We start from the raw sequence: 20,966 nt of genomic DNA on the forward strand, positions 1-20,966 counted from the left end.
ACATCAAGATAAAACACCAAATATTCGAAATATAATTTTTGTTAATGTATGTTATGCGCGATTACAACAAGGAGCGCCTTCCTCTATTGCTCCAAGATTGACAGAGGCACATATGAAGCAAGTTACACCACGCCTACCAAGCTTGATACAGGTATTTATCTCGCTCGGTTTATTTCTACTGCTGGCATTTTCGTTCACTGCCAAGCTAGACCTACCGATCCAGCTAGCGCTGTACATCGGTTGGTTCATTATCATGATATTAGGCATTAAGCTTGGTCATCAGTACAAAGATCTGGAAAAAGCTGCACTAAATGGCATTTCCAATGGACTTGGAGCCGTCTTAATTCTTCTTGCCGTTGGCGCGCTTGTTGGTACGTGGATCTCTGGTGGTATTGTTCCAACCATCATTTACTACGGCCTTAAAGCAATTCACCCTTCTATCTTTTTGCTCGCAACCATGATCATCTGTTCATTGACTGCGCTAGCGACTGGCACCTCTTGGGGCGCTGCTGGTACTGCTGGTATTGCGATGATGGGTATTGGCCAAGGCCTTGGCGTTCCTGCACCAATTACAGCTGGTGCGGTGCTTTCAGGTTGTTACTTTGGTGACAAAATGTCGCCTCTATCGGATTCCGTCATCCTTGCTTCATCTATGTCTAACGTTGAAGTAATGGAACATATTAAAGGCATGCTGCCGATCGCACTCATTAGCTACATTATTACAGGCATTATGTTTACTGCATTTGGTTTCCACTACGCAGGTCAAGTTGACATGAGCCAGGTAGACTCTGTAATTAAAGCGATGGAGCAGCAATTCTACATCACGCCTTACTCATTTGTTCCTGTGATCATCGTATTGTCACTTCTAGCAATGCGTATGCCTTCATTCCCAGTGATCAGTTTTGGTTCTCTGCTCGGTATTATTTGGGCAGTAATGATTCAAGATGTGGACTTCCTAACCGCGTTCAACACCGCTTGGGCTCCGTTTGCGATTTCTTCAGGCGTAGATTTCATTGACTCCATTCTTAACCGTGGCGGCATGTCTTCAATGCTTGGCTCGGTAGCAGTTATCGTATTCGGCCTTGGTTTTGGTGGTCTACTAGATAAAGTGGGTGTGTTAGAAACTATCGCTAAGCTGTTTGAAAAACGCGTTCAAAGTGCAGGTTCACTGGCAACAAGTACAATCGGTACAGCCTTTATGGGGAACGTATTTGGTTCAGCGATGTACGTTTCACTTATCCTGACACCAAAAATCTGTGCGAAGAACTACGATCGCCTAGGCTACAAACGTAAGAACTTGTCTCGTAACGCAGAGTTCGGCGGCACATTAACATCTGGTATGGTTCCATGGAGTGACAATGGTATCTACATGGCAAGTATTCTGGGTGTTGCGACACTATCTTACGCACCGTTCATGTGGCTAAGCTTTGTATGTATCATCGTGACTATCATCAGCTCCTACATGGGTTGGTTTGTTGATAAATGCGAACCAACAGCGGAAGCAGTTGAACAAGCAGAAGGTGAACTGAAGCAGCAAACCGCTTGAGTTCGCATAGATAGGAAGAATCTCTCTTCCGAGTGAAAGACAAAGAAAAAGAGCGCATTAGCGCTCTTTTTTATATCTCAACCAAACGTTAACTTTGTTTGACTTGCGTTTTCACTGCTGCACGCTTACCAAACCAATAGCCCAAGCCAAGTGGTGCAAAGAATATAACGGCAATGAACAAGATGAAGTAGATAATGGTACTTTTAACGAGCTCAATCAGCTTGGTCATCGCTAAACTGACCACTTCCTGCGAGACTCGGTCCATATCTTGAGCAAACTTCTCACGCTCATGGGTAATGATCTGCGCGATTTCTTGGCGCTCTCTGGCTACCATCAGCTCTAAAGCTTGGCGCTCCTCACCCAATTGAGATAAACGCGCTTGCGTTTTTTGGTCAATATCGTCAACCAAAGGTTGTAACTCCACCGCCATTTGCTCTGCCAAATAGCGCATGTACTCTGGATTGTTATCAATAAAGTCCTTCATCGAATCAGCCGTAACTTGTAGGCTATTTAGCGCAGCATTAACTTTTTCGATGCTGGCAGAGCTATTTAATGCTAATAACTGCGCCTTCCAAGTCATAATTTTGGGGGTCTGTTCTGATACAAGGCTTAGACGATCCGAGACATCCCCTAATGCTTCTGGCATTGTACCTAGCGTAGTCACTGCCTCTTCCTCGCTAATTTGATTCGCATCTAACCACCCACGGTAAGCTGGCGTCCTGATCATACTTAAGTCCGCGAATGGATGTTGCTTAACGAACTCTGCAACAAACGCTTGTGTCTTGATGTACGCTTCTTGTTTCAACAGAGATTGAGCCAGTTTATCCACCTCTTTCGCTAAGTGAGCAGAAACTAACTTTGCCTCATCTGTCGCAAACAGTTCATTACCAGGGCCAGTCGTAAAGAATTGATCCATCTGTAGCGTAAAAGTCCAAGTATCAATCAGTGCTGCCATTGGCGAGACTTGGTATGCTGCTGCTTGAAGACCTTCTTCAGCATTTATCTTCCAAAGCAAAATATAAGATTGATGGACTTTATCATGCGGCTCATATTGATCGTGCAATGCATCAGCAGCTTGCTCTACCTGAGCAAAAAACTGTTGCGCATACTCACGAGTCAGGAGACGCATATTAAGCTCTTGTTTGGTAAGAGGGACGGTTTGACTCTCGATTTTCACTTCTAACAGGGAGCACCCTGAAAGCATCACAACCAACCCTATCAACATCATTGAAGACAATCGACGAACGGACATGAAAGTACCTTTAACAAATTGTATGGAACAGGAATAAAGCGAACTAAGTCATATAGTTCGGGCCTTTAATACCCCAACTCTGATGATTGTAAGTCAGAGCAATATCAATCTGTTAGCGCTTCTTGTATCTTTTCACTATTGAGAACGTGGTTAGCGAAAAGTATGGTTTGCTTTAGGACATCATCTAAACGTGTCAGTTTCTCTTCCGGCACTTTTTGCCCTTGTTTAATCAACAGTTCAATATCACCCGAAATGCAGTGCAATGGCATTGCCCCTAAACTTCCCGAGACCCCTTTAAGACTATGAGCCGCTCTTTGCGCTTGCTCTTTATCCTCTTCTAATAGCCGATGCATTTTTGAACCATCGCCAGAGTGATCCTGAATAAAGACTTCAAGTAACATTCGCACCGCGCTTTCATCTCCCGATAGCGAGTCCAGCATCTTATTGATATCTATATACGGCTCACGTTCCACGACTTCCACTTGCGATGTGTTCGGCTCATTAGGGCTCTGTTCGTTAACTTGGCTGCTTTGAGAGATTTCGGACTGAGCAGAAAAAACAACGTAAGACCCACCAACTTTCTCAGACTCTTTATCCTCTGCTCTTGATGGTATTAGCGGCTGAACGGTTCTTTGGGAGAAAAGCCCCCATGAAATAAGAGAAAGAAATAAACCACTGATTACTGACAACCAAGTAACAAAGGTCATCAACTTTTGTTCCAACTGGTCATTTATCGAAGTTAACTGGTTCGGGAAATCAGGATTAAGCAGTTGATTAACTAGATAGCTGCCTTGCGCCTTGGCAGATAGCGCGCTTGAAGTCTGGGCTAGTTGACGCTGAAAAGCACTTCGCTCTTGAGGAGAAAGCGTGTCCGACTCGATAAAGAGTCGGTCTAAATCACGATAAGTATCGCTATTCGTTGCTGAGTCACTAAAAATAGACTCCAAAACAAGTGCGCCTAAGCGATAGTACATTGATTGAATTTGCTCAGAGTTTTCATCTCGGGCGCGGCTTCTTCGCAACTGCTCGGCTAATGAGACTAGCTCACTGTCACTTCCTACAAAGGCTCGAGCACTTTCTAAAAATCGATCGGTCGCATAAAGCAATTGAGTAATATCTGGTGTGATTTTTCCTTCAGAAAACTCACTTTCAAGCTGTAAGCGAACTGCATAGGCTAACTGAAGTTTTAGTGAAACTTGGTCGACGTGCTTAACACGATAAGGCAGATCGAAGTTAAAAAAATGTCTGACTTCTTCGACTTTGCTTCCTAGCTCATTCACTGTTGAAATGGTTTGAATCGTTTGTTTGGCTTGCAACCAAATCCCTAGCGCTAAAACACACCATAAAACGAACCAGAACCAAACAAACCGCCTCATTCCTTCTTTTAGCTTCAGCAACACTCGCCCCTCGCATATCTCCATTAATTACAAGCATATACTATGGATGTTTCTTATTCACATAAAAAAAGAGAGCCATTGGCTCTCTTAATTTGACGATATGGTTTTAGTTGCGACTCAACTGATCTTTTAGATTTGGTGGCGTACCTTTAATCGTTAAGGTATCCGTCTCTGGGTCATAAAAAATACGCTCGCCAAGCAATAGGCTATCAAAGCTAATATTCAAGCCACCGCCAGCGCCAACAAATTTAGTCAGTTTGCGAACCGTCGCACGGTCACCTGGGAAAGATTCTTCAAGTTCGTACCCTTGCTCTTTGGTGAAATCCATAAAGCTTGTGCCATCTTGGCTTGGAGGAAGCTCTCCAGAAAGCTCTGAGATTTGAACCTCATCACCGGATTTAATTTGCTCATTGCAGTAATCGTAAACTTGTTTCTTGTACTCGTTCACTTCTTGCTTTTCTAGCTTCGAGTCAGCACAAAAATCATCCACTGCCTGCATCAACACTAAGTTTTGTTGTTTAGTATCTAAGCCGATGTCCGCTTGCAGGAAATCTAGGAAGAAATCCGCCACTTTACGGCCGACGCGTCCCTTGATGTATTGCAAGTAACGATTAGATTCCTTGTCAGTGTCGTAGCTCGACAAGTCAATGCGGGCCGCAATATCCATTTTGGTGATATCTAGGTAATCCGTCGCACTGATGTCCAAACCTTCGGTCACTTTTAAACTTTGGTTCATTGGTAAGATACCGATGAACAAGTAGTCCGTTGCTAAACTCTGATACTCAGCGAAAACCAAAATACCTTCATCCGCAAATGGGTACTTAATCAACTCTTCTTTCAAGCGATTTGCACTAATTTGTGAGAAGTCGTAAAAATCTCGCTCTCCTTTGCGCATTTCTTGAAGCCAAAATTGAAATTCGCTGTCTGACTGGAAAGAGCCAAAACCTTTACCAGCTTTAGAATGGAATACTCGGTGAAGCTCAGCGACTAAGTTTTCAGTAGATGCATCGTTCTCTAATGATGCTGGACGAAAGTTTACAACTAGCTCGTCCTGATCGTTTTTGCACAGTTGATGCAGAATAACGTTTGAAAGATGAAGGCTCATAGTGATTTTATCTTGCTACAAGGTTTTAGTTGATGGGCATTGTAGGTTATCATAAGCCGCTTTTACTATCATTATTAGAGTCTTTATGCCGATTACATCTAAATATACTGACGAGCAAGTAGAGAAAATTCTTGCTGAAGTAGCAACAGTTCTTGAAAAACACGCTGCTTCTCCTGAGTTGACGCTAATGATTGCCGGAAATATCGCAACCAATGTCTTAAATCAACGTGTTGCTGCTTCACAACGCAAAGCGATTGCTGAAAAATTTGCTCAGGCGCTGATGTCTTCTTTAGAAACACCAAAAACACACTAATAACGGACAATAGAACACATACATGGTAGACAGCGGAAACTCATACGGCGAACGTGTATCTCGACTGGTTGGTTGGGGTCACTGGTTTGCATTCTTCAATATCGTTGCATCGATGTTGATAGGCACACGCTACATTGTTCAGTCTCCTTGGCCCGAGACGTTACTTGGTCAGTTTTATCTGGCGGTTTCTTGGGTTGGTCACTTTGGCTTTCTAGTTTTCGCGCTTTACTTGCTCGTTCTATTCCCGTTAACGTTTATCCTGCCATCGCGGAAATTGTTCCGTTTGGTGGCAGTGATTTTCGCGACCGTTGGGCAAACCATATTATTGATTGATACCCAAGCGTATCAGTCGATCAATTTGCACTTAACTCCTGTCGTTTGGGAGTTACTATTCAGCGAAGATAAAAGTGCACTCAGCACTGATCTTCAACATCTGTTTGTTGTAATGCCGCTGATCTTCCTTATTCAGCTCGCTCTATCCGAATGGGTATGGCGAAAACAGCGCAAACTTTCTCATAAGCACGTAGGACGTCCTCTAGCAGCTGTATTTTTCCTCAGTTTTATGACCAGCCATTTGGTTTATATTTGGGCAGATGCATACTTCTACAACCCAATTACCAGTCAGCGTTCAAACTTCCCATTGTCTTACCCGATGACGGCAAAGAGTTTTATGGAAAAACATGGTCTACTTGACCGTGAGGAATACCTAAAACGCTTAGCGGAAAATGAAGGCAACGTAGAGTTAGTCAATTACCCTCTAGAAAAGCTAGAGTTTAACCGTCGAGTCAATAAGCTCAACGTGTTGATGATCAGCGTAAATAACCTGCGTGCAGACGCGCTGAATCCAGAAGAGATGCCTAACCTCTATGAGTTTGCCGAAAACAATCAGAACTTCCGTAATCATTACAGTTCAAGTAATGATACTTACGGGGCTTTCGGTTTGTTCTACGGCTTACCAACCAGTTACGCCTCAAGCATCAAGGCGCAAGGTGCTTCGCCGGTGTTACTCGATGTACTGAAAGATCAGGGTTACAACTTCGGCTTATTCAGTGGCAGCGGGTTTGAAGATGATCTCTACTCAGAGATTATTTTCCGCGACTTAAAACTAGCGGAAGACCTCGATGGCACACAAGCTCATACCGATAAGCAATCTATCGCGAACTGGAATACATGGTTAACAGAGAAAGCGAGTCAACCATGGTTTAGTTACATCGAAGTCACCACCGTTGATAATTTTGAATCGATCCCTTCCAATAATGACGAAGAAATGTCCGCAAGTGATCGCTTCCAAAAAGCTTATGAATATGCGGTAAAATCAGCGGATAAAACCATCGCTAGCATTATTGGTGAGCTTGAAAAAAATGGACTATTGACAAACACCATCGTGATTATCACTTCTAATCACGGTAGTGAGTTTAATGAAACAAACACGAACAGCTGGGGCGCAAACAGCAACTACAGCCGTTATCAGTTACAAGTTCCTATGGTAATCCAATGGCCAGGAATGTTGGCTGGTGAATTTAATCACAGCACAAGCCACTTGGACCTTTCGGTCACGTTGTTGCAGGATATGCTCGGTGTATCTTCCAACCCATATGATTACAGTAGTGGTCGTAACCTATTTGACGAAAGTCGTCGCCGTTGGATCCTAGCGGGTGACACTCGTGAGCTTGCCTTAATTACTAGCTCACAAACCACAGTGATCGATAAGTTTGGCAACTACAAGTTGTATGACAGAAATTACAAACGACTTCGAGATGATGCACCGAAGTTGCCAGTTTTGATGCAAGGTTTAACTGAGTTACAGCGTTTTTATTCTAAAAACGATTAATACCTAGCAATCCATATACTATTCAAACTCCCCTTTTTGGGGAGTTTTTGTTTATTTAAACAACACAAACCACAAATTTGCGCAGTAAACATCCAATCAGTTCAACTAGGGGTTTACAACATTTTCAAAGCCTTATATTATGCGCCTCAACAACGGAGAGATGGCTGAGTGGTTGAAAGCACCGGTCTTGAAAACCGGCATACGTTAATAGCGTATCTAGGGTTCAAATCCCTATCTCTCCGCCACATTTAGAAAAAGCCCGCTAAGAAATTAGCGGGCTTTTTCGTATATCCAGATTTGAAAAGATTTGTACAAATCCCTCCTTGAATACAAGCCCAGCAATCGCCACATTCAGAAAGAGCACGCTTAGAAATTAACGACCTTTTCGTTTCAGTGTCCCGTTTTGAATCAGGTTGATACTTACGTCTAGTTGTATTTACTTACCAACAAAGACTTCTTTAGCGGCACTAATGAGCTGCAAATGAATTGGGACAAGGTCTGCATGATTCGTTCGATATCCACCTCCGACGACAGCTGCGACAGGGATACCTCGCGATTTCATTGTTTGCATTAAAAATCTATCACGCTCTAAAATCCCTTGCGTCGACACATCAAAATATCCAAGCTCATCGTCTTGATGTATATCAACACCAGCATCGTAGATAACCAAATCAGGACGATGAAGATTAAGTGCCATTTCAACCACTTCCTTAAACGCCATTAAAAAATCCTCATCACCTGTTCCTCGCACCAAAGGCACATCTAGATCAGACTGAGGCTTCCTCGCTGGGAAATTTTTATCACAGTGGAAGGAAAGCGTGATTATATCTGGCTCATCGTCACATAAAGTTGCTGTTCCATCCCCATGATGAACATCACTATCAATGATCAATACTTTATCGACATGCTCTACTTCGAGCGCTTGCCTGGCCGCGATCACTAAGTCATTAAATAAACAAAAACCACTGCCAAACTCTTTGTGTGCGTGGTGATACCCGCCACTCAAATGAATGGCAACACCATACTCAAGTGCTTTATTTGCGGTCAAAGCCGTGCCCGCTGCTGAAGTTAGCGTTCTGGTAATGAGAGACTCACTCCAAGGAAAACCTATTCGGCGCATCTTCGCAGCTGGCATGTTTCCATTCACTAGCAAGTCGACGTATTCCTGGTCATGAACACGTTTTACTTCCTCAACAGTCAGTGCTTCTGGCTGGAAAAACTGCACATGCTCTTTCCAGTCATCTTTCTCCATATGTACCAATATCGATTCATAGAGGTACTGGTATTTCATAATTGGGTAACGATGCCCCTCTGGCAACTCAAGTTGAGAATAAATCGGGTGGTAGATAAATGGCAGCATGAGAAATTCTTAATAACAATGGTAACGAAATAGTATCAACTTCAAGGGTTGAATAAAACGCAATTTAATTGATAATGATTTTCAATATCAATTAAATTTAATATACATATGAATTCTACTTTCTTTGCTATTCTCGGCGCACTGTTTGGCTCTCTTTGTGCTCTGTCCCTATTTTCATCTCTCGTTGTTGGTACGTGGTGGCTGGTTGATTTTATTGCTCTTAGCTAACACAATGACTTCCAACTGAAATCAAAAAAATATAGGTGTTTGTATGAGTCAAACCGTCTTTATTACCGGAGCAAATCGCGGCATTGGCCTTAGCTTAACTGAGCTGTACCTGAAGCAAGGCCACCAAGTACATGCTACCAGTCGTTCCTTGGAGAACAGTTCAGAACTACAAACTCTAGCCTCACAATTCAGCAATCTAGTTTTGCACGAACTGGATGTTACTCACTACGAACAAGTCGCTCTGCTTGCAGATAAGCTCCCCGCCATCGACTTACTCATTAACAATGCGGGATATTACGGCCCCAAGGGATACGGCTTTGGAAACACTGACGTAGAAGAATGGCGTAAAGTCCTCGAAGTGAACACCATTGCACCGTTAAAACTGGTTGAGCACTGTTACCCACGTTTACAACAAGGCAAGATAAAAAAGATTGCTTGTCTCTCATCAAAAGTGGGGAGCATGACGGAAAATACGTCCGGTGGCGGTTATATTTATCGTTCATCGAAAGCGGCGCTAAACTCGGTTGTTAAAAGCTTGAGTAATGATTTAACACCTGAAGGATTTACCGTTTTAGCGCTTCATCCTGGTTGGGTAAAAACGGCAATGGGCGGACCAAATGCATTGATAGATACGCAAATCTCCGCACAGGGCCTCGCGAACGTGATAGAGCTGAGTACACCGCAACTTTCAGGTCGATTTATTAACTACGATGGTACTGAGCTGCCTTGGTAGCGGCGTTAAGAAACAACCATCAATAGACCAAATAACATCTAAGCTAGGCTTCGTAATCGTGACTTGGTTGGCAAACATAATGTTCACCGGTGATCCACCAGCATAATTCGCGCAATCTAACTTGAATTTATCTATATCCAATCCAGACTTATGAAAAAGTAGAACAATTAAGGAGAAGGCACGATGGCAGCAGATAGGGATTTGGTTAATTTTAGCGAAGAGCACGAGCTAAACTACTGCTTGAGAAGTGCAGGTAAACGCCAAACTCAAGCGAATCGAGATACATTAGTTGACTTGGGCAACCAGGTGAAAGAGGTACTGGACAAACGCGTGTTAACTCAAGGTGAAGTAAGAGGCGCGATCCAAAACCACGGTGACCTGTTCGAGTAATCTATTTTCAAGCATGCGCGGTGTTTAATTACGCCGCGCTTGTCCTATGCCCGCTTACCTTTGGCTGCACCAGATTTAGTTGCGCCACCACTCTTTGAATAACTGCGCTTTTTACGTTTAAACGCAGGACGTTCCACTTTGGGTAGATGACGCAATGAATCAGGGATCGGCCCTGCTTTTACTTGTGCCATCAAGCCATCAATGCGTTGCTCTAGTGCTTGCATAAACGGCTGATATGCCTGATTTCTCTCTGCCATACCTTGTAACTGGTGCTCCCAATGAGCCGTCATATCTGGGTACGTTGAATCCTGTGGCAAGGCATGAATGAGACCTCTTCCCGCAGGAGAGCTGAGAATTGATTTACCTTGACGCTTGAGCAGTTGGCGTTTGAACAGCGTGTCCAAAATACCAGCGCGAGTCGCTTCCGTACCTAGCCCATCAGTATCACGAAGGATTTTTTTCAGTTCTTTATCCGCAACGTAACGGGCGATCCCGGTCATCGCTTGCAACAGCGATGCTTCGGTAAAGTGCTTTGGTGGCTCGGTTTTTCGGTCTTTTATTTCCCCTTCACGACAAGTTAACACGGTGCCTTCTGGTAACGGTGGCACGGCATCAATACCTTCATCTTCCTTGTCAGTTTTGCCCATTAGCGCTTTCCAACCCGGCGAAACTAACTGACGACCTTTCGCGATAAACGTACCACCAGCGATATCGAAAACTAATTTCGCTTCTGCGTAAACCGCCGCCGGATAAAACTGCATGAGATACTGGCGCGCAATCAATTGATACACTTTCATCTCATTGCCCGAAAGCTCATTCACATTAGCTTGTTTTGGTGTAGGGATAATCGCATGGTGCGCATCCACTTTTTTATCGTTCCAGGCTTTGGACTTTAATGTTAAGTCTGCTCCCTGAACGGCACCTTGCAGCTCTTTTGCGTTATTCGCAATAGCTGTTGTCACCATCTCTGCTTGTGAGTAGTGTTCCATCGGTAAATAGCGACAATCTGAACGTGGATAAGTGATCAGCTTGTGCTTTTCATACAATGCCTGACAAGTATCTAGTACTTGTTGCGCACTCATACCATAGCGCTTCGCTGCATCGATCTGTAAAGCAGATAATGAATAAGGTAATGGTGCTGATTGCTTGGTTTGCTTTTGTTCCGACTCCGTCACTTTCGCGGGTTGATTTGCAATACGGTTTGCAACGTTTTCCACTAACTTACGGTTTAACACTCGCCCTTCTTCATCCTGCCAAGGCTTGCATGCCTCACTTGGCTTCCAACGAGCACGAATATCAAAAGTACCATTGGCATCTTGATATGGGATCAGAGCATGTAGGGTAAAATAGTCCTTCGAGACAAAGTTTTCGATTTCCTCATCACGACGCACCACTAAGCCAAGAACTGGCGTTTGCACTCGCCCTACCGAGAGAACACCTTGATACCCTGCTTTTTGACCAAGCAAGGTATAAGCACGAGACATGTTCATGCCATACAACCAATCAGCCCGAGAGCGAGCCAATGCAGAAACTGAAAGTGGGATAAACTCGCGATTACTGCGCATAGAACTGAGTGCGCGTTTCACCGCAGGTAAGTTCAAGTCGGAAATCAGCAAACGCTGTGTGGATTCCTTCTTGGTTTTAGATAACTTGCAATAGTCGAGAACTTCATCAACTAACAGCTGACCCTCTCGGTCTGGGTCTCCTGCATGAATGACTTCGTTAGCTTCTTTGAGCAATTTACGAATCACTGTTAATTGCTTACTTGCGCTTTTCCTCGGTCTGAGCTGCCATTGCTGCGGAACAATTGGTAAATCTGCCATATTCCACTTTTTATAACGCTCATCATAAGCGTCAGGTTCGACTTGTTCGAGCAAATGGCCGATACACCAAGTAACGATATCCCCGTTCCCACAGCGGATGAATCCTTGATCTTTCTTTTGAGGGTTTGGCAGTGCAGCGGCAATCGCACGGCCTAAGCTTGGTTTTTCAGCAATAAACAGACGAGACATAACGTTTTGGAAATAAATATAATTAGGGCCACATTAACGAATGTAGCCCTAATAAATCAAGAAAAACTGTATAAATAAACAGTCAAGTTTGTTTAAGTTTTCAGTTATAGAAATTCAACAAACTGAGAGAGGTCACGCTCAGGAACTTTCATCGGTGTACAACCAGGCGTACCTAGGTACAAGAAACCAACAATCTCATCGTCGCCTTCTAAACCAAACGCTTGATGAACTTCTGGATGGAACATCCACTTACCTGAGCGCCAAAAACCTTGAAAGCCTTGTGCTACGGCTGCCATTTGCATCGCTTGTACAGCGCATCCCGCAGATAAGTGTTGCTCTAGTGCTGGCACTTTCTCATGTTCCGTTACTTTAGCAATCACCGTGATCACCATTGGTGCGCGAAATGGTGCATTCTTTACCTTTTCGACCACCGCTTCATCACTATTTTCAGCTTCTGCCGCTTTTATCAAGATATCTGACAGTTTTTTCAAACCATCGCCCTGTGCGATAACGAAACGCCAAGGGGTTAATCCCGCATGGTCAGGCGCACGAAGGCCTGCACGAATGATGTTCTCAAGCGCTTTACCTTCTGGTGCAGGCGCAGATAACTTCGCGATAGATCGGCGATTGAGCAAAAGATCGAGAGCGTCCATGAAAGAGTCCTTATCGAATATCGTTGTTATTTTGTTTACGCTACTTTAGCACAATCTCTTCCTACGAATAACAACCGGTTTTCTGTGGGCTTGATAACGTGCTTCACTTAACATCAAGCTGGATTTAATGTTAATTTATTCGCGAAATGAATAAGTTGAACATAGGCAGGTTGATGAACAAGGATAAACAAAACAGCATTTACGAAAAGATCGTTAATGACGAAGATGCCCGTGCCTGTAAGGCGATTCCTGAATCAGCTTGTCATCAAGTTCCCGGCAACTTTCTTAAAATCATTCTTGCTCAGTTTTTAACGAAGGTCGGCGATGCGTTAATCAACCCCAAAGTCACGTTGCCGTGGATACTACAAAGCCTCGGGGCACCAGTTTACTTAATTGGTTGGCTCGTTCCTATTCGTGAGTCAGGTTCCCTTATCCCACAACTTAGTATTGCGCACTATATTCGTCGCCTCCCAGTAAGAAAATGGGTCTGGGTAATTGGCAGCATCTTGCAGGCTCTTTCCATATTTGCAATCGGAGTGGTCGCATTAACTCTGACAGGAGCTGCTGCGGGTTATGGTGTAATTGCATGTCTTGTGATCTTCAGCCTCTCACGCGGTTTAAATTCCGTCGCATCAAAAGATGTATTGGGCAAAACCATCCCTAAAAACCAACGAGGTCAAGTCAACGGCTGGTCTTCAAGCGCTGCTGGCCTTGTTACGCTGCTTTTCGCTAGCCTTCTGGCACTAGCCTGGTTATGGGACGTAGAGCCGACGGAGCGCTTTTACAGTCTGAGTTTAGGGTTAGCGGGCGCCATATGGCTTATTGCGGCATTAGTTTATGCACGAATTAATGAGTATGCCGGTGAGGTAGACGGTGGTCGAAATGGCGTCCTTGAGGCATTTAAACAACTCGCGTTACTTAAAACAGACGTGACCTTTCGTCGATTCGTTATCACGCGGACACTATTTTTATGTTCTGCGCTGAGTGCACCGTACTACGTTGTGCTGGCACAGCAATCTCTCGGTGGACAGCTCTGGGTTCTAGCTCTCTTTATGTTTGCGAGTGGCTTGGCTTCCTTTGTGTCAGGTCCTTTCTGGGGAAGAATGTCCGATCGCTCTAGCCGCAGTGTTATGGTCATCGGCGCAACGATGAGCGCGCTACTTGGCGTTGTTTTATTTGTTTACGATACGTGGGTCACCGCTAGCCAAAGCTTGCTATTCGTGATTCCTCTGCTCTACTTTTGTGTGTGTATTGCCCACGACGGAATACGAGTCGGACGAAAAACCTACTTAGTTGATATCGCAGAAGGTGACAAGCGGACAAGCTATGTAGCCGTGAGTAACACGGTGGTTGGAATAATGCTGCTTCTAATGAGTTCTCTTGGTGTTATGTCGAACTTTTTGAGCCTTTCAGCAGTGGTGTTAGTGTTCTCTTTTATTACTCTTGCTGGCGTAGTAATGGCCAAACAACTGCCAGATATCAGTGACTAGTTCTATACAAAAAAAGCTGCGCTCAAAGCGCAGCTTTCATGGTAAACACACATTAAAAAGCTAGAGTTTTACCGCCAATTTAACACCTTGACGAATCGCACGCACAGCATCAAGTTCACCCGCATGGTCAGCTCCGCCAATGATATGAATCTTCTCTCCGAGTTCAGACCATTTATCTTCAAATGGACGAACAGACTCTTGCCCCGCACAAATGACGACTTTGTCCGCGTTCAATAATTGTTCTTTTCCATCTACATGAATGTGCAAACCTTGATCATCAATTTTATCGTAAGACACGCCACCGACTAAATGTACGCCCCTTTTTTCAAGGGTACGTTTATGGATCCAACCTGTCGTTTTACCCGGACCTTTACCTACGCGACCTTTACGACGCTGAAGCACCCAGACTTCTTTATCGCTGACCGCATCAGGGTAAGGGTATAAACCACCCGGTTGAGACATCTCTTTGTCGATTCCCCATTCATGCAACCAGTCATCCAACGTTTGTCCAACTGGCTCTGTGAGCATGGTCGCGACATCTACGCCAATACCACCTGCACCAACGATAGCCACTTTCTCACCGACTGGCGTTTTGTCTCGAATGAGTGTTTGATAGTCGACGACTTTTTCTGGGTTCTCAATTCCATCAATATTGACTTTACGTGGCTCGACACCCGACGCCATCACGATCTCATCGTATTCTGTTAGTAGGTCATAGTTCGCTTCCGTCGATAAGTGCAGATTCACGCCTGTTTCATCAATACGATTAGCGAAATATCGTATCGTCTCTCGAAACTCTTCCTTACCAGGGATCTGCATAGCAAGACGGAACTGACCGCCGATGCGGTCGTTCTTTTCGAACAAATCAACCTTATGGCCACGTTCAGCCAGTGTAGTCGCACAAGCCAAGCCCGCCGGACCTGCTCCGACAACGGCAATGTTTTTCTTCTTAAAGGCTGGTTCAACAACAATTTCGGTTTCATAGCACGCAAGTGGATTCACTAAGCAACTGGCGCGCTTACCTTTAAACACGTTATCTAGACACGCCTGATTACAACCAATACACGTATTGATAAGCTGCGCTTTTTCCTGTTCGGCTTTAGCAACAAAGTAAGGATCAGCCAAGAATGGGCGCGCCATCGAAACCATATCGGCATGCCCAGAAGATAGAATACGTTCTGCTTCGTCTGGCGTATTTATTCGGTTACAAGTGATGATAGGAACCGAAACGTGAGGTTTAACTTTTTCCGTAACCCACGTAAACGCACCGCGTGGTACTTGAGTCGCAATGGTCGGAATTCGAGCCTCGTGCCAACCAATGCCAGTGTTAATAATCGTGACGCCAGCCTCTTCAAGCGCTTTCGCCAATGCGATAACGTCTTCAAATGTGCTGCCCTGCTCGACAAGATCCAGCATAGAGAGACGGAAAATGATGATGAACTTGTCACCCACCGCCTTACGAACCGCTTTGACAATTTCTAGCGGAAAACGCATACGTTTTTTGTAACTGCCACCCCATTCGTCGTAACGCATGTTCGTGCGCTTACATAAGAATTGGTTTATCAGGTAACCTTCCGAGCCCATTAACTCGACGCCATCATAACCAGCAAGCTGGGCTAACTCAGCGCTGTTTGCAAAGGCATCAATGGTTTTCTTAATCTGGCGGTCGCTCATTTCACTCGGAGCAAACTTTGCAATTGGCGCTTTAATGCCAGACGCACTTTGCGAGAATGGATGCATGGCATAACGCCCAGCATGGAGAATTTGTAGGGCAATTTTGCCACCGTGCTTGTGCACCGCTTCTGTCACAACTTTGTGGGCCTTGGCATGCTTTGGCTTGCTGAACTCAGCACTCAATGGGTGCAAACGACCGCGTAAGTTAGGAGAAAAACCTCCGGTTACAATCAGTCCAACACCGCCTTTCACGCGTTCTTCATAGAAAGCCGCGAGCGTCTGTAATCCTTCTTTGTGCTCTTCTAAGCCCGTGTGCATTGATCCCATCAGGACTCGGTTTCGTAATTGTGTAAAACCGAGATCCAGTGGCTTTAATAGGTTTGGGTACATGGCAGACATCACTTAACATCCATTGTTATTATCATGGTCTGACCAGATTAAGCCTGCTCAACCAAAAAATCAAACAAGCGTTTACATTTTTGTAACACCGATCAATCTCGTGTGAAAATATGCCAATTGTTGAGTGGTCGTGATAAGCTAAAAAAATGTTATCTTTTGAGATCTTAGAGATAAGAACCCATACTTTGTTAGACTCGGCGTAACTATCTCGTTATGGAGACAAGATGAAAAAACTCTTCAAATTTATTGGTTTGATATTTAAAGGGATATGGAAAAGTATCACTTTCATCAGACTCGCACTGGCAAACCTAATTTTCTTGCTGATGATTGCCGTTTTCTACTTTGCCTTTACTTATACCGGAGACGGTCAACCCGTCGTCGAAAAAGAGTCGGCATTGGTGATGAACCTTTCAGGTCCGATTGTCGAACAAAGACGCTATGTAAATCCAATGGACTCTTTTGCTGGCTCCCTTTTGGGCAATGAGTTACCGAAAGAAAACGTCCTTTTCGATATCGTTGATACTATTCGCTACGCGAAAGACGATCCTAAAGTGTCTGGATTAGTGCTAACACTGCGAGACATGCCAGAAACAAATCTCACGAAATTACGTTACATCGCGAAAGCGTTGAACGAATTTAAAGCGTCAGGTAAACCAGTTTACGCTGTAGGTGATTTCTACAACCAAAGCCAATATTACTTGGCAAGTTACGCTGATAAAGTTTACCTGGCACCGGATGGCGGCGTATTGATTAAAGGTTACAGTGCCTATTCAATGTACTACAAAACGTTATTGGAAAAGCTTGATGTTTCTACTCATGTTTTTCGCGTAGGTACTTATAAATCCGCTATCGAACCTTTTATTCGTGATGACATGTCCGATGCGGCGAAAGAGTCTGCAACACGTTGGGTTACTCAATTGTGGAGTGCTTTTGTTGATGACGTAACGACAAACCGAAATATTGATGCGAAAGTGCTTAACCCAAACATGGATGAGCTGATTGACGAAATGAAGTCAGTGGACGGTGATCTTGCTCAGCTCGCGGTTAAAATGGGCTTGGTTGATGAACTCGCGACACGCCAAGACATTCGCACTCTATTTGCCAAACAGTTTGGTAGTGACGGCAAAGACAGCTACAACGCGATTGGTTACTACGACTACCTTGCAACGATTCGTCCTGATTACACACTACCTCAGCACGATATCGCCGTTGTTCTAGCAAGTGGCGCGATTATGGATGGTCAACAACCTCGTGGTACTGTCGGAGGTGACACCGTCGCAAGCTTGTTGCGTCAAGCACGCAATGATGAAAAGGTGAAAGCGGTCGTGTTGCGAGTAGATAGCCCTGGGGGTAGTGCCTTTGCCTCTGAAGTGATTCGCAACGAAGTAGAAGCACTAAAACAAGCAGGCAAGCCAGTTGTTGTATCCATGTCGAGTTTGGCTGCCTCTGGTGGTTATTGGATTTCAATGAGCGCAGACAAGATCGTTGCTCAGCCAACAACCCTGACGGGCTCCATTGGTATTTTTAGTGTCATCACCACGTTTGAAAAAGGCTTTAGTAAGTTAGGCATTAATACTGATGGCGTTGGCACATCGCCGTTCTCTGGTGACGGCATTACCACTGGCCTCTCTGACGGCGCGTCTCAAGTATTCCAATTAGGTATCGAGCACGGTTATAAGCGCTTTATTTCTTTGGTTGGCGAGAATCGCGATATGTCTCTAGAGGAAGTCGACAACGTCGCTCAAGGTCGAGTTTGGACAGGACAAGACGCCCTATCCTTTGGTCTTGTTGACCAAATGGGTGACTTTGATGATGCCGTAGAACTAGCGGCGAAACTGGCGAATGTGACCGATTACGGCATTTACTGGGTAGAAGAACCGCTTTCTCCCACTGAACTATTTTTACAAGAGTTCATGAAACAGGTGAAAGTCTCTCTAGGTATTGATGCAACCAGCTTGCTACCAAAAAGTCTTCAACCCGTAGCTCAACAGTTTGAACAAGACGCAAGCTTGCTACAAAGCTTTAACGATCCTAAAGGTCAATACGCATTTTGTTTGAACTGCCAAGTGCAGTAGCTTTTTCATTAATATTACAAAGGGTACCTCTACTTGAGGTGCCCTTTTTATTACGCTCAACATCTCCTCAGATGACTTTCTGATGCTGTACGCATAGCCTCGCATCTCAAGGTTATTTAGGTATATAATCTCCGCCTCTGTTCCCCTACATGAAAGAAAAAAACGATGACTAGAAAACACATCTACATCGCTTACACCGGTGGCACCATCGGAATGCAAAAATCGGATCACGGCTATGTGCCTGTTGCTGGCTTTATGGAAAAGCAACTAGCAAGCATGCCAGAGTTTCACCGTCCTGAAATGCCGGATTACACTATCCACGAATACGATCCTCTGATTGACTCATCAGATATGACGCCTGCCGACTGGCAGCAGATTGCGGATGATATTCGTGACAACTATGACAAATACGATGGTTTCGTCATCCTACATGGTACTGACACCATGGCATACACAGCATCTGCATTGTCTTTCATGCTTGAAAACCTTGGCAAGCCAGTGATTGTTACGGGTTCACAGATCCCTCTCGCAGAGCTGCGTTCTGACGGTCAAGCAAACCTATTGAATGCTCTGCATATTGCCGCAAACTACCCGATCAACGAAGTTACTTTGTTCTTCAATAATCAGTTGATGCGTGGTAACCGCAGCACAAAATCTCATGCGGACGGTTTTAATGCCTTTACTTCACCAAACCTTCCTCCACTACTGGAAGCCGGGATCAATATTCAAGTAAGCAACAGCGTAACCGTTGGTGCACAACCAGAAGGTGAATTTAAGGTTCACAACATCACACCACAACCAATCGGTGTGATCACCATGTACCCAGGCATTTCACACGAAGTTATCCGAAACACGCTTCGTCAGCCCGTGAATGCGATGATTCTTCTGACTTTTGGTGTGGGCAACGCGCCTCAAAACCCTGAGCTACTGGACCACCTAAAAGAAGCCTCTGAGCGCGGCGTTATTGTCGTGAACCTAACTCAATGTTTGGCAGGTAAGGTGAATATGGGCGGCTACGCCACGGGTTGTGCACTGGCAGACTCTGGAGTTATCAGCGGCTTTGACATGACGCCAGAAGCGGCACTAGCAAAACTGCATTACCTTCTAAGCCAAAACCTTTCTTACGAAGAAGTGAAAGAGAGAATGCAGCAAGTACTGCGTGGTGAGATGAGCCTGTAAATTCAAGCTTACTACGATCTAAAAAGCCCAATAGAGATTGGGCTTTTTTCTTTTAAAGTCAAAGTAGTAGCGGTAAACGACACCCTGTAAAAATCAAAGGTTCACTTAATCAATGTTTGGATTGACACGAACAATGTCGCTCTCTTCTCCGCTAAATTGTTTTTTAAGTTCTTGCTTCGATTTAAAGCTGATTTCACCGCCGGCTGCAACCGTCATATGCTGCGCATCAGTATTATGTTTTGATTGATACAACATCACAGCTTGCATACACGAATCTCGCTGCTCTTTAGAAAGTGTTGTACCCTCAGGCCATCTTCCCGTTTCTACTGCATAGACTAAGCGATCATAAACTTCTGGAGTCATCGCTTGTAATAGTTGTTCTGCGTCCATAATGTACCTTCTTATTACATTCTATTTACAGAACATAACGGGTTAAGAAACTGAGTCAAGAATACGAAAATGAATTGGTGTAACGGATCACAAGCAAAGCCATGAAAAGAACACACTGGTTACTTCTCAGCCTCACAAGTCTCGCACTAACGGGCTGTTTCGAAGGTAACGTGACAACCGAAGAGTTGTGCCAAAAAACACCAGAGCTGCGCTGCAAACAGCTCAATATGGATGACGGGCAATGTCGAGTTCCCAGAACAAACTTAGTATGGCATCGGTTTGAGCAATTGAAAAAACCATCAGAAGCCAACCAAATCATCGAATACGGTCTGGTCGCTGAATATAGAAAATGCTTAGAACTCGCCTCTCAGATCACACCTATTGATCAAAGTGCTCTCAAGAGACAGCGTTTTAACGCTTTGGTACACAGTATTGATGAGCTAGAACGCATCGTAAACGAGTTAAAAGGCTCAGAAGACCCGGCTACTTTGTATTTTTTGTGGTCTCAAACGGGTGACATCCAAGCTCGTCGCGCATTTTTACAAATGGAAGGCTCACCCAAGTTAAATACTGCTGAGATGCAATATGCATTAGCTACTTTCTATACTAATCGAGATGCCAAGAAAACGTTAGTACTGCTGAATAAAGCGTTGTCTTTATCGGATGAAGACAACCTTAATCCGATCATTCTCAAATCAATGGCAAGCATTCATCAAGGGCTTGGAGAAAAAGAGCGCGCGTATCTGTGGGCAATGGTTGCAAAAAGATTCGACGTCCCGCTTGCCGATGAAAAGCAGCTCAAGCGTATGTTTAATTTTAGTCATGCAGAGCAATATCAGCAGCTAGATGAATTAGCTGAATCGGTGGCAAAAGCCATAGAGAGAGGGAACTACTCTCCAGCAATGATACCCAAAGAGATATAAACGAAAAAACTCCCGC

17 protein-coding genes and 1 tRNA gene are annotated in these 20,966 nt (G+C 44.5%); 10 read left to right on the plus strand and 8 right to left on the minus strand.

Annotation, left to right across the window (positions count from 1 at the left end; all coding sequences use genetic code 11):
- Nucleotides 1-112 precede the first annotated feature (112 nt).
- On the plus strand, nucleotides 113-1,546 hold the full coding sequence (gene nhaC, locus ACHFJ9_RS18100; protein WP_005396525.1) for a Na+/H+ antiporter NhaC: 1,434 nt from the start codon (nucleotides 113-115) through the stop codon (nucleotides 1,544-1,546).
- Between the two features lie 88 nt (nucleotides 1,547-1,634).
- Here nhaC and ACHFJ9_RS18105 read toward each other — a convergent pair whose 3' ends face one another.
- The 3 genes from ACHFJ9_RS18105 to yejK form a co-directional block, all read right to left on the minus strand.
- Nucleotides 1,635-2,798: a chemotaxis protein gene (locus tag ACHFJ9_RS18105; RefSeq protein ID WP_065645115.1), complete on the minus strand. Its 1,164-nt coding sequence runs from the start codon at nucleotides 2,796-2,798 to the stop codon at nucleotides 1,635-1,637.
- Between the two features lie 104 nt (nucleotides 2,799-2,902).
- Nucleotides 2,903-4,219, minus strand: coding sequence for an Hpt domain-containing protein (locus ACHFJ9_RS18110; protein WP_258628619.1), 1,317 nt, complete (start codon nucleotides 4,217-4,219; stop codon nucleotides 2,903-2,905).
- A gap of 82 nt (nucleotides 4,220-4,301) precedes the next feature.
- Nucleotides 4,302-5,300 (minus strand): nucleoid-associated protein YejK, encoded by a 999-nt coding sequence (yejK, locus tag ACHFJ9_RS18115; protein WP_005396521.1) that lies wholly within the window; start codon nucleotides 5,298-5,300, stop codon nucleotides 4,302-4,304.
- Nucleotides 5,301-5,385: 85 nt separating this feature from the next.
- Between yejK and ACHFJ9_RS18120 the strand changes: the two genes are divergently transcribed.
- The 3 genes from ACHFJ9_RS18120 (at nucleotide 5,386) to ACHFJ9_RS18130 (ending at nucleotide 7,689) form a co-directional block, all read left to right on the plus strand.
- Entirely contained in the window at nucleotides 5,386-5,613 is a 228-nt protein-coding gene (locus ACHFJ9_RS18120) for a YejL family protein (protein WP_005380722.1), read from the plus strand.
- 22 nt (nucleotides 5,614-5,635) lie between these two features.
- On the plus strand, nucleotides 5,636-7,444 hold the full coding sequence (locus tag ACHFJ9_RS18125) for a DUF3413 domain-containing protein (protein WP_258628621.1): 1,809 nt from the start codon (nucleotides 5,636-5,638) through the stop codon (nucleotides 7,442-7,444).
- Between the two features lie 154 nt (nucleotides 7,445-7,598).
- Nucleotides 7,599-7,689 (plus strand) — tRNA-Ser (locus tag ACHFJ9_RS18130).
- A 191-nt stretch (nucleotides 7,690-7,880) separates the two neighbouring features.
- Here the strand turns inward: ACHFJ9_RS18130 and ACHFJ9_RS18135 are convergent.
- Entirely contained in the window at nucleotides 7,881-8,804 is a 924-nt protein-coding gene (locus ACHFJ9_RS18135) for a histone deacetylase (protein ID WP_395355800.1), read from the minus strand.
- Between the two features lie 271 nt (nucleotides 8,805-9,075).
- On the opposite strand from ACHFJ9_RS18135, the gene ACHFJ9_RS18140 reads away from it, so the two are divergent.
- Together ACHFJ9_RS18140 and ACHFJ9_RS18145 are read left to right on the plus strand one after the other, a co-directional pair.
- Nucleotides 9,076-9,765 (plus strand): SDR family oxidoreductase, encoded by a 690-nt coding sequence (locus ACHFJ9_RS18140; protein ID WP_395355802.1) that lies wholly within the window; start codon nucleotides 9,076-9,078, stop codon nucleotides 9,763-9,765.
- A gap of 183 nt (nucleotides 9,766-9,948) precedes the next feature.
- Complete coding sequence (locus ACHFJ9_RS18145) at nucleotides 9,949-10,155, plus strand: hypothetical protein (RefSeq protein ID WP_005380717.1); 207 nt, start codon at nucleotides 9,949-9,951, stop codon at nucleotides 10,153-10,155.
- Between the two features lie 44 nt (nucleotides 10,156-10,199).
- On the opposite strand, the gene ACHFJ9_RS18150 is transcribed toward ACHFJ9_RS18145, so the two are convergent.
- A complete protein-coding gene (locus ACHFJ9_RS18150; RefSeq protein WP_395355804.1) occupies nucleotides 10,200-12,167 on the minus strand; it encodes a DNA topoisomerase III in 1,968 nt (655 codons plus the stop codon).
- Between the two features lie 104 nt (nucleotides 12,168-12,271).
- Nucleotides 12,272-12,820, minus strand: coding sequence for an NAD(P)H nitroreductase (locus tag ACHFJ9_RS18155; RefSeq protein ID WP_395355806.1), 549 nt, complete (start codon nucleotides 12,818-12,820; stop codon nucleotides 12,272-12,274).
- A 173-nt stretch (nucleotides 12,821-12,993) separates the two neighbouring features.
- On the opposite strand from ACHFJ9_RS18155, the gene ACHFJ9_RS18160 reads away from it, so the two are divergent.
- Complete coding sequence (locus ACHFJ9_RS18160; protein ID WP_301568271.1) at nucleotides 12,994-14,310, plus strand: MFS transporter; 1,317 nt, start codon at nucleotides 12,994-12,996, stop codon at nucleotides 14,308-14,310.
- 60 nt (nucleotides 14,311-14,370) lie between these two features.
- Here the strand turns inward: ACHFJ9_RS18160 and ACHFJ9_RS18165 are convergent, their stop codons facing one another.
- Nucleotides 14,371-16,383, minus strand: a complete 2,013-nt coding sequence (locus tag ACHFJ9_RS18165) for an FAD-dependent oxidoreductase (protein WP_395355808.1) — start codon at nucleotides 16,381-16,383, stop codon at nucleotides 14,371-14,373.
- Between the two features lie 224 nt (nucleotides 16,384-16,607).
- Between ACHFJ9_RS18165 and sppA the strand changes: the two genes are divergently transcribed.
- Nucleotides 16,608-18,458 carry a signal peptide peptidase SppA gene (gene sppA, locus ACHFJ9_RS18170; RefSeq protein ID WP_395355810.1) on the plus strand — a complete coding sequence of 617 codons (1,851 nt, stop codon included), beginning with the start codon at nucleotides 16,608-16,610 and terminating at the stop codon, nucleotides 18,456-18,458.
- 165 nt (nucleotides 18,459-18,623) lie between these two features.
- The gene (gene ansA, locus ACHFJ9_RS18175; RefSeq protein WP_395355812.1) at nucleotides 18,624-19,637 is read left to right on the plus strand and encodes an asparaginase; all 1,014 of its coding nucleotides are present in this window, start codon (nucleotides 18,624-18,626) and stop codon (nucleotides 19,635-19,637) included.
- Nucleotides 19,638-19,742: 105 nt separating this feature from the next.
- Here the strand turns inward: ansA and ACHFJ9_RS18180 are convergent, their stop codons facing one another.
- Nucleotides 19,743-20,027, minus strand: coding sequence for a YeaC family protein (locus ACHFJ9_RS18180; RefSeq protein WP_005380700.1), 285 nt, complete (start codon nucleotides 20,025-20,027; stop codon nucleotides 19,743-19,745).
- A 101-nt stretch (nucleotides 20,028-20,128) separates the two neighbouring features.
- Here ACHFJ9_RS18180 and ACHFJ9_RS18185 point away from each other — a divergent pair, with 101 nt between their 5' ends.
- Nucleotides 20,129-20,950: a DUF2989 domain-containing protein gene (locus ACHFJ9_RS18185; protein ID WP_395216032.1), complete on the plus strand. Its 822-nt coding sequence runs from the start codon at nucleotides 20,129-20,131 to the stop codon at nucleotides 20,948-20,950.
- The last annotated feature ends 16 nt before the right edge of the window (nucleotides 20,951-20,966 follow it).

The organism is Vibrio sp. D3 (assembly GCF_043995865.1).
GTDB lineage: Bacteria > Pseudomonadota > Gammaproteobacteria > Enterobacterales > Vibrionaceae > Vibrio > Vibrio diabolicus.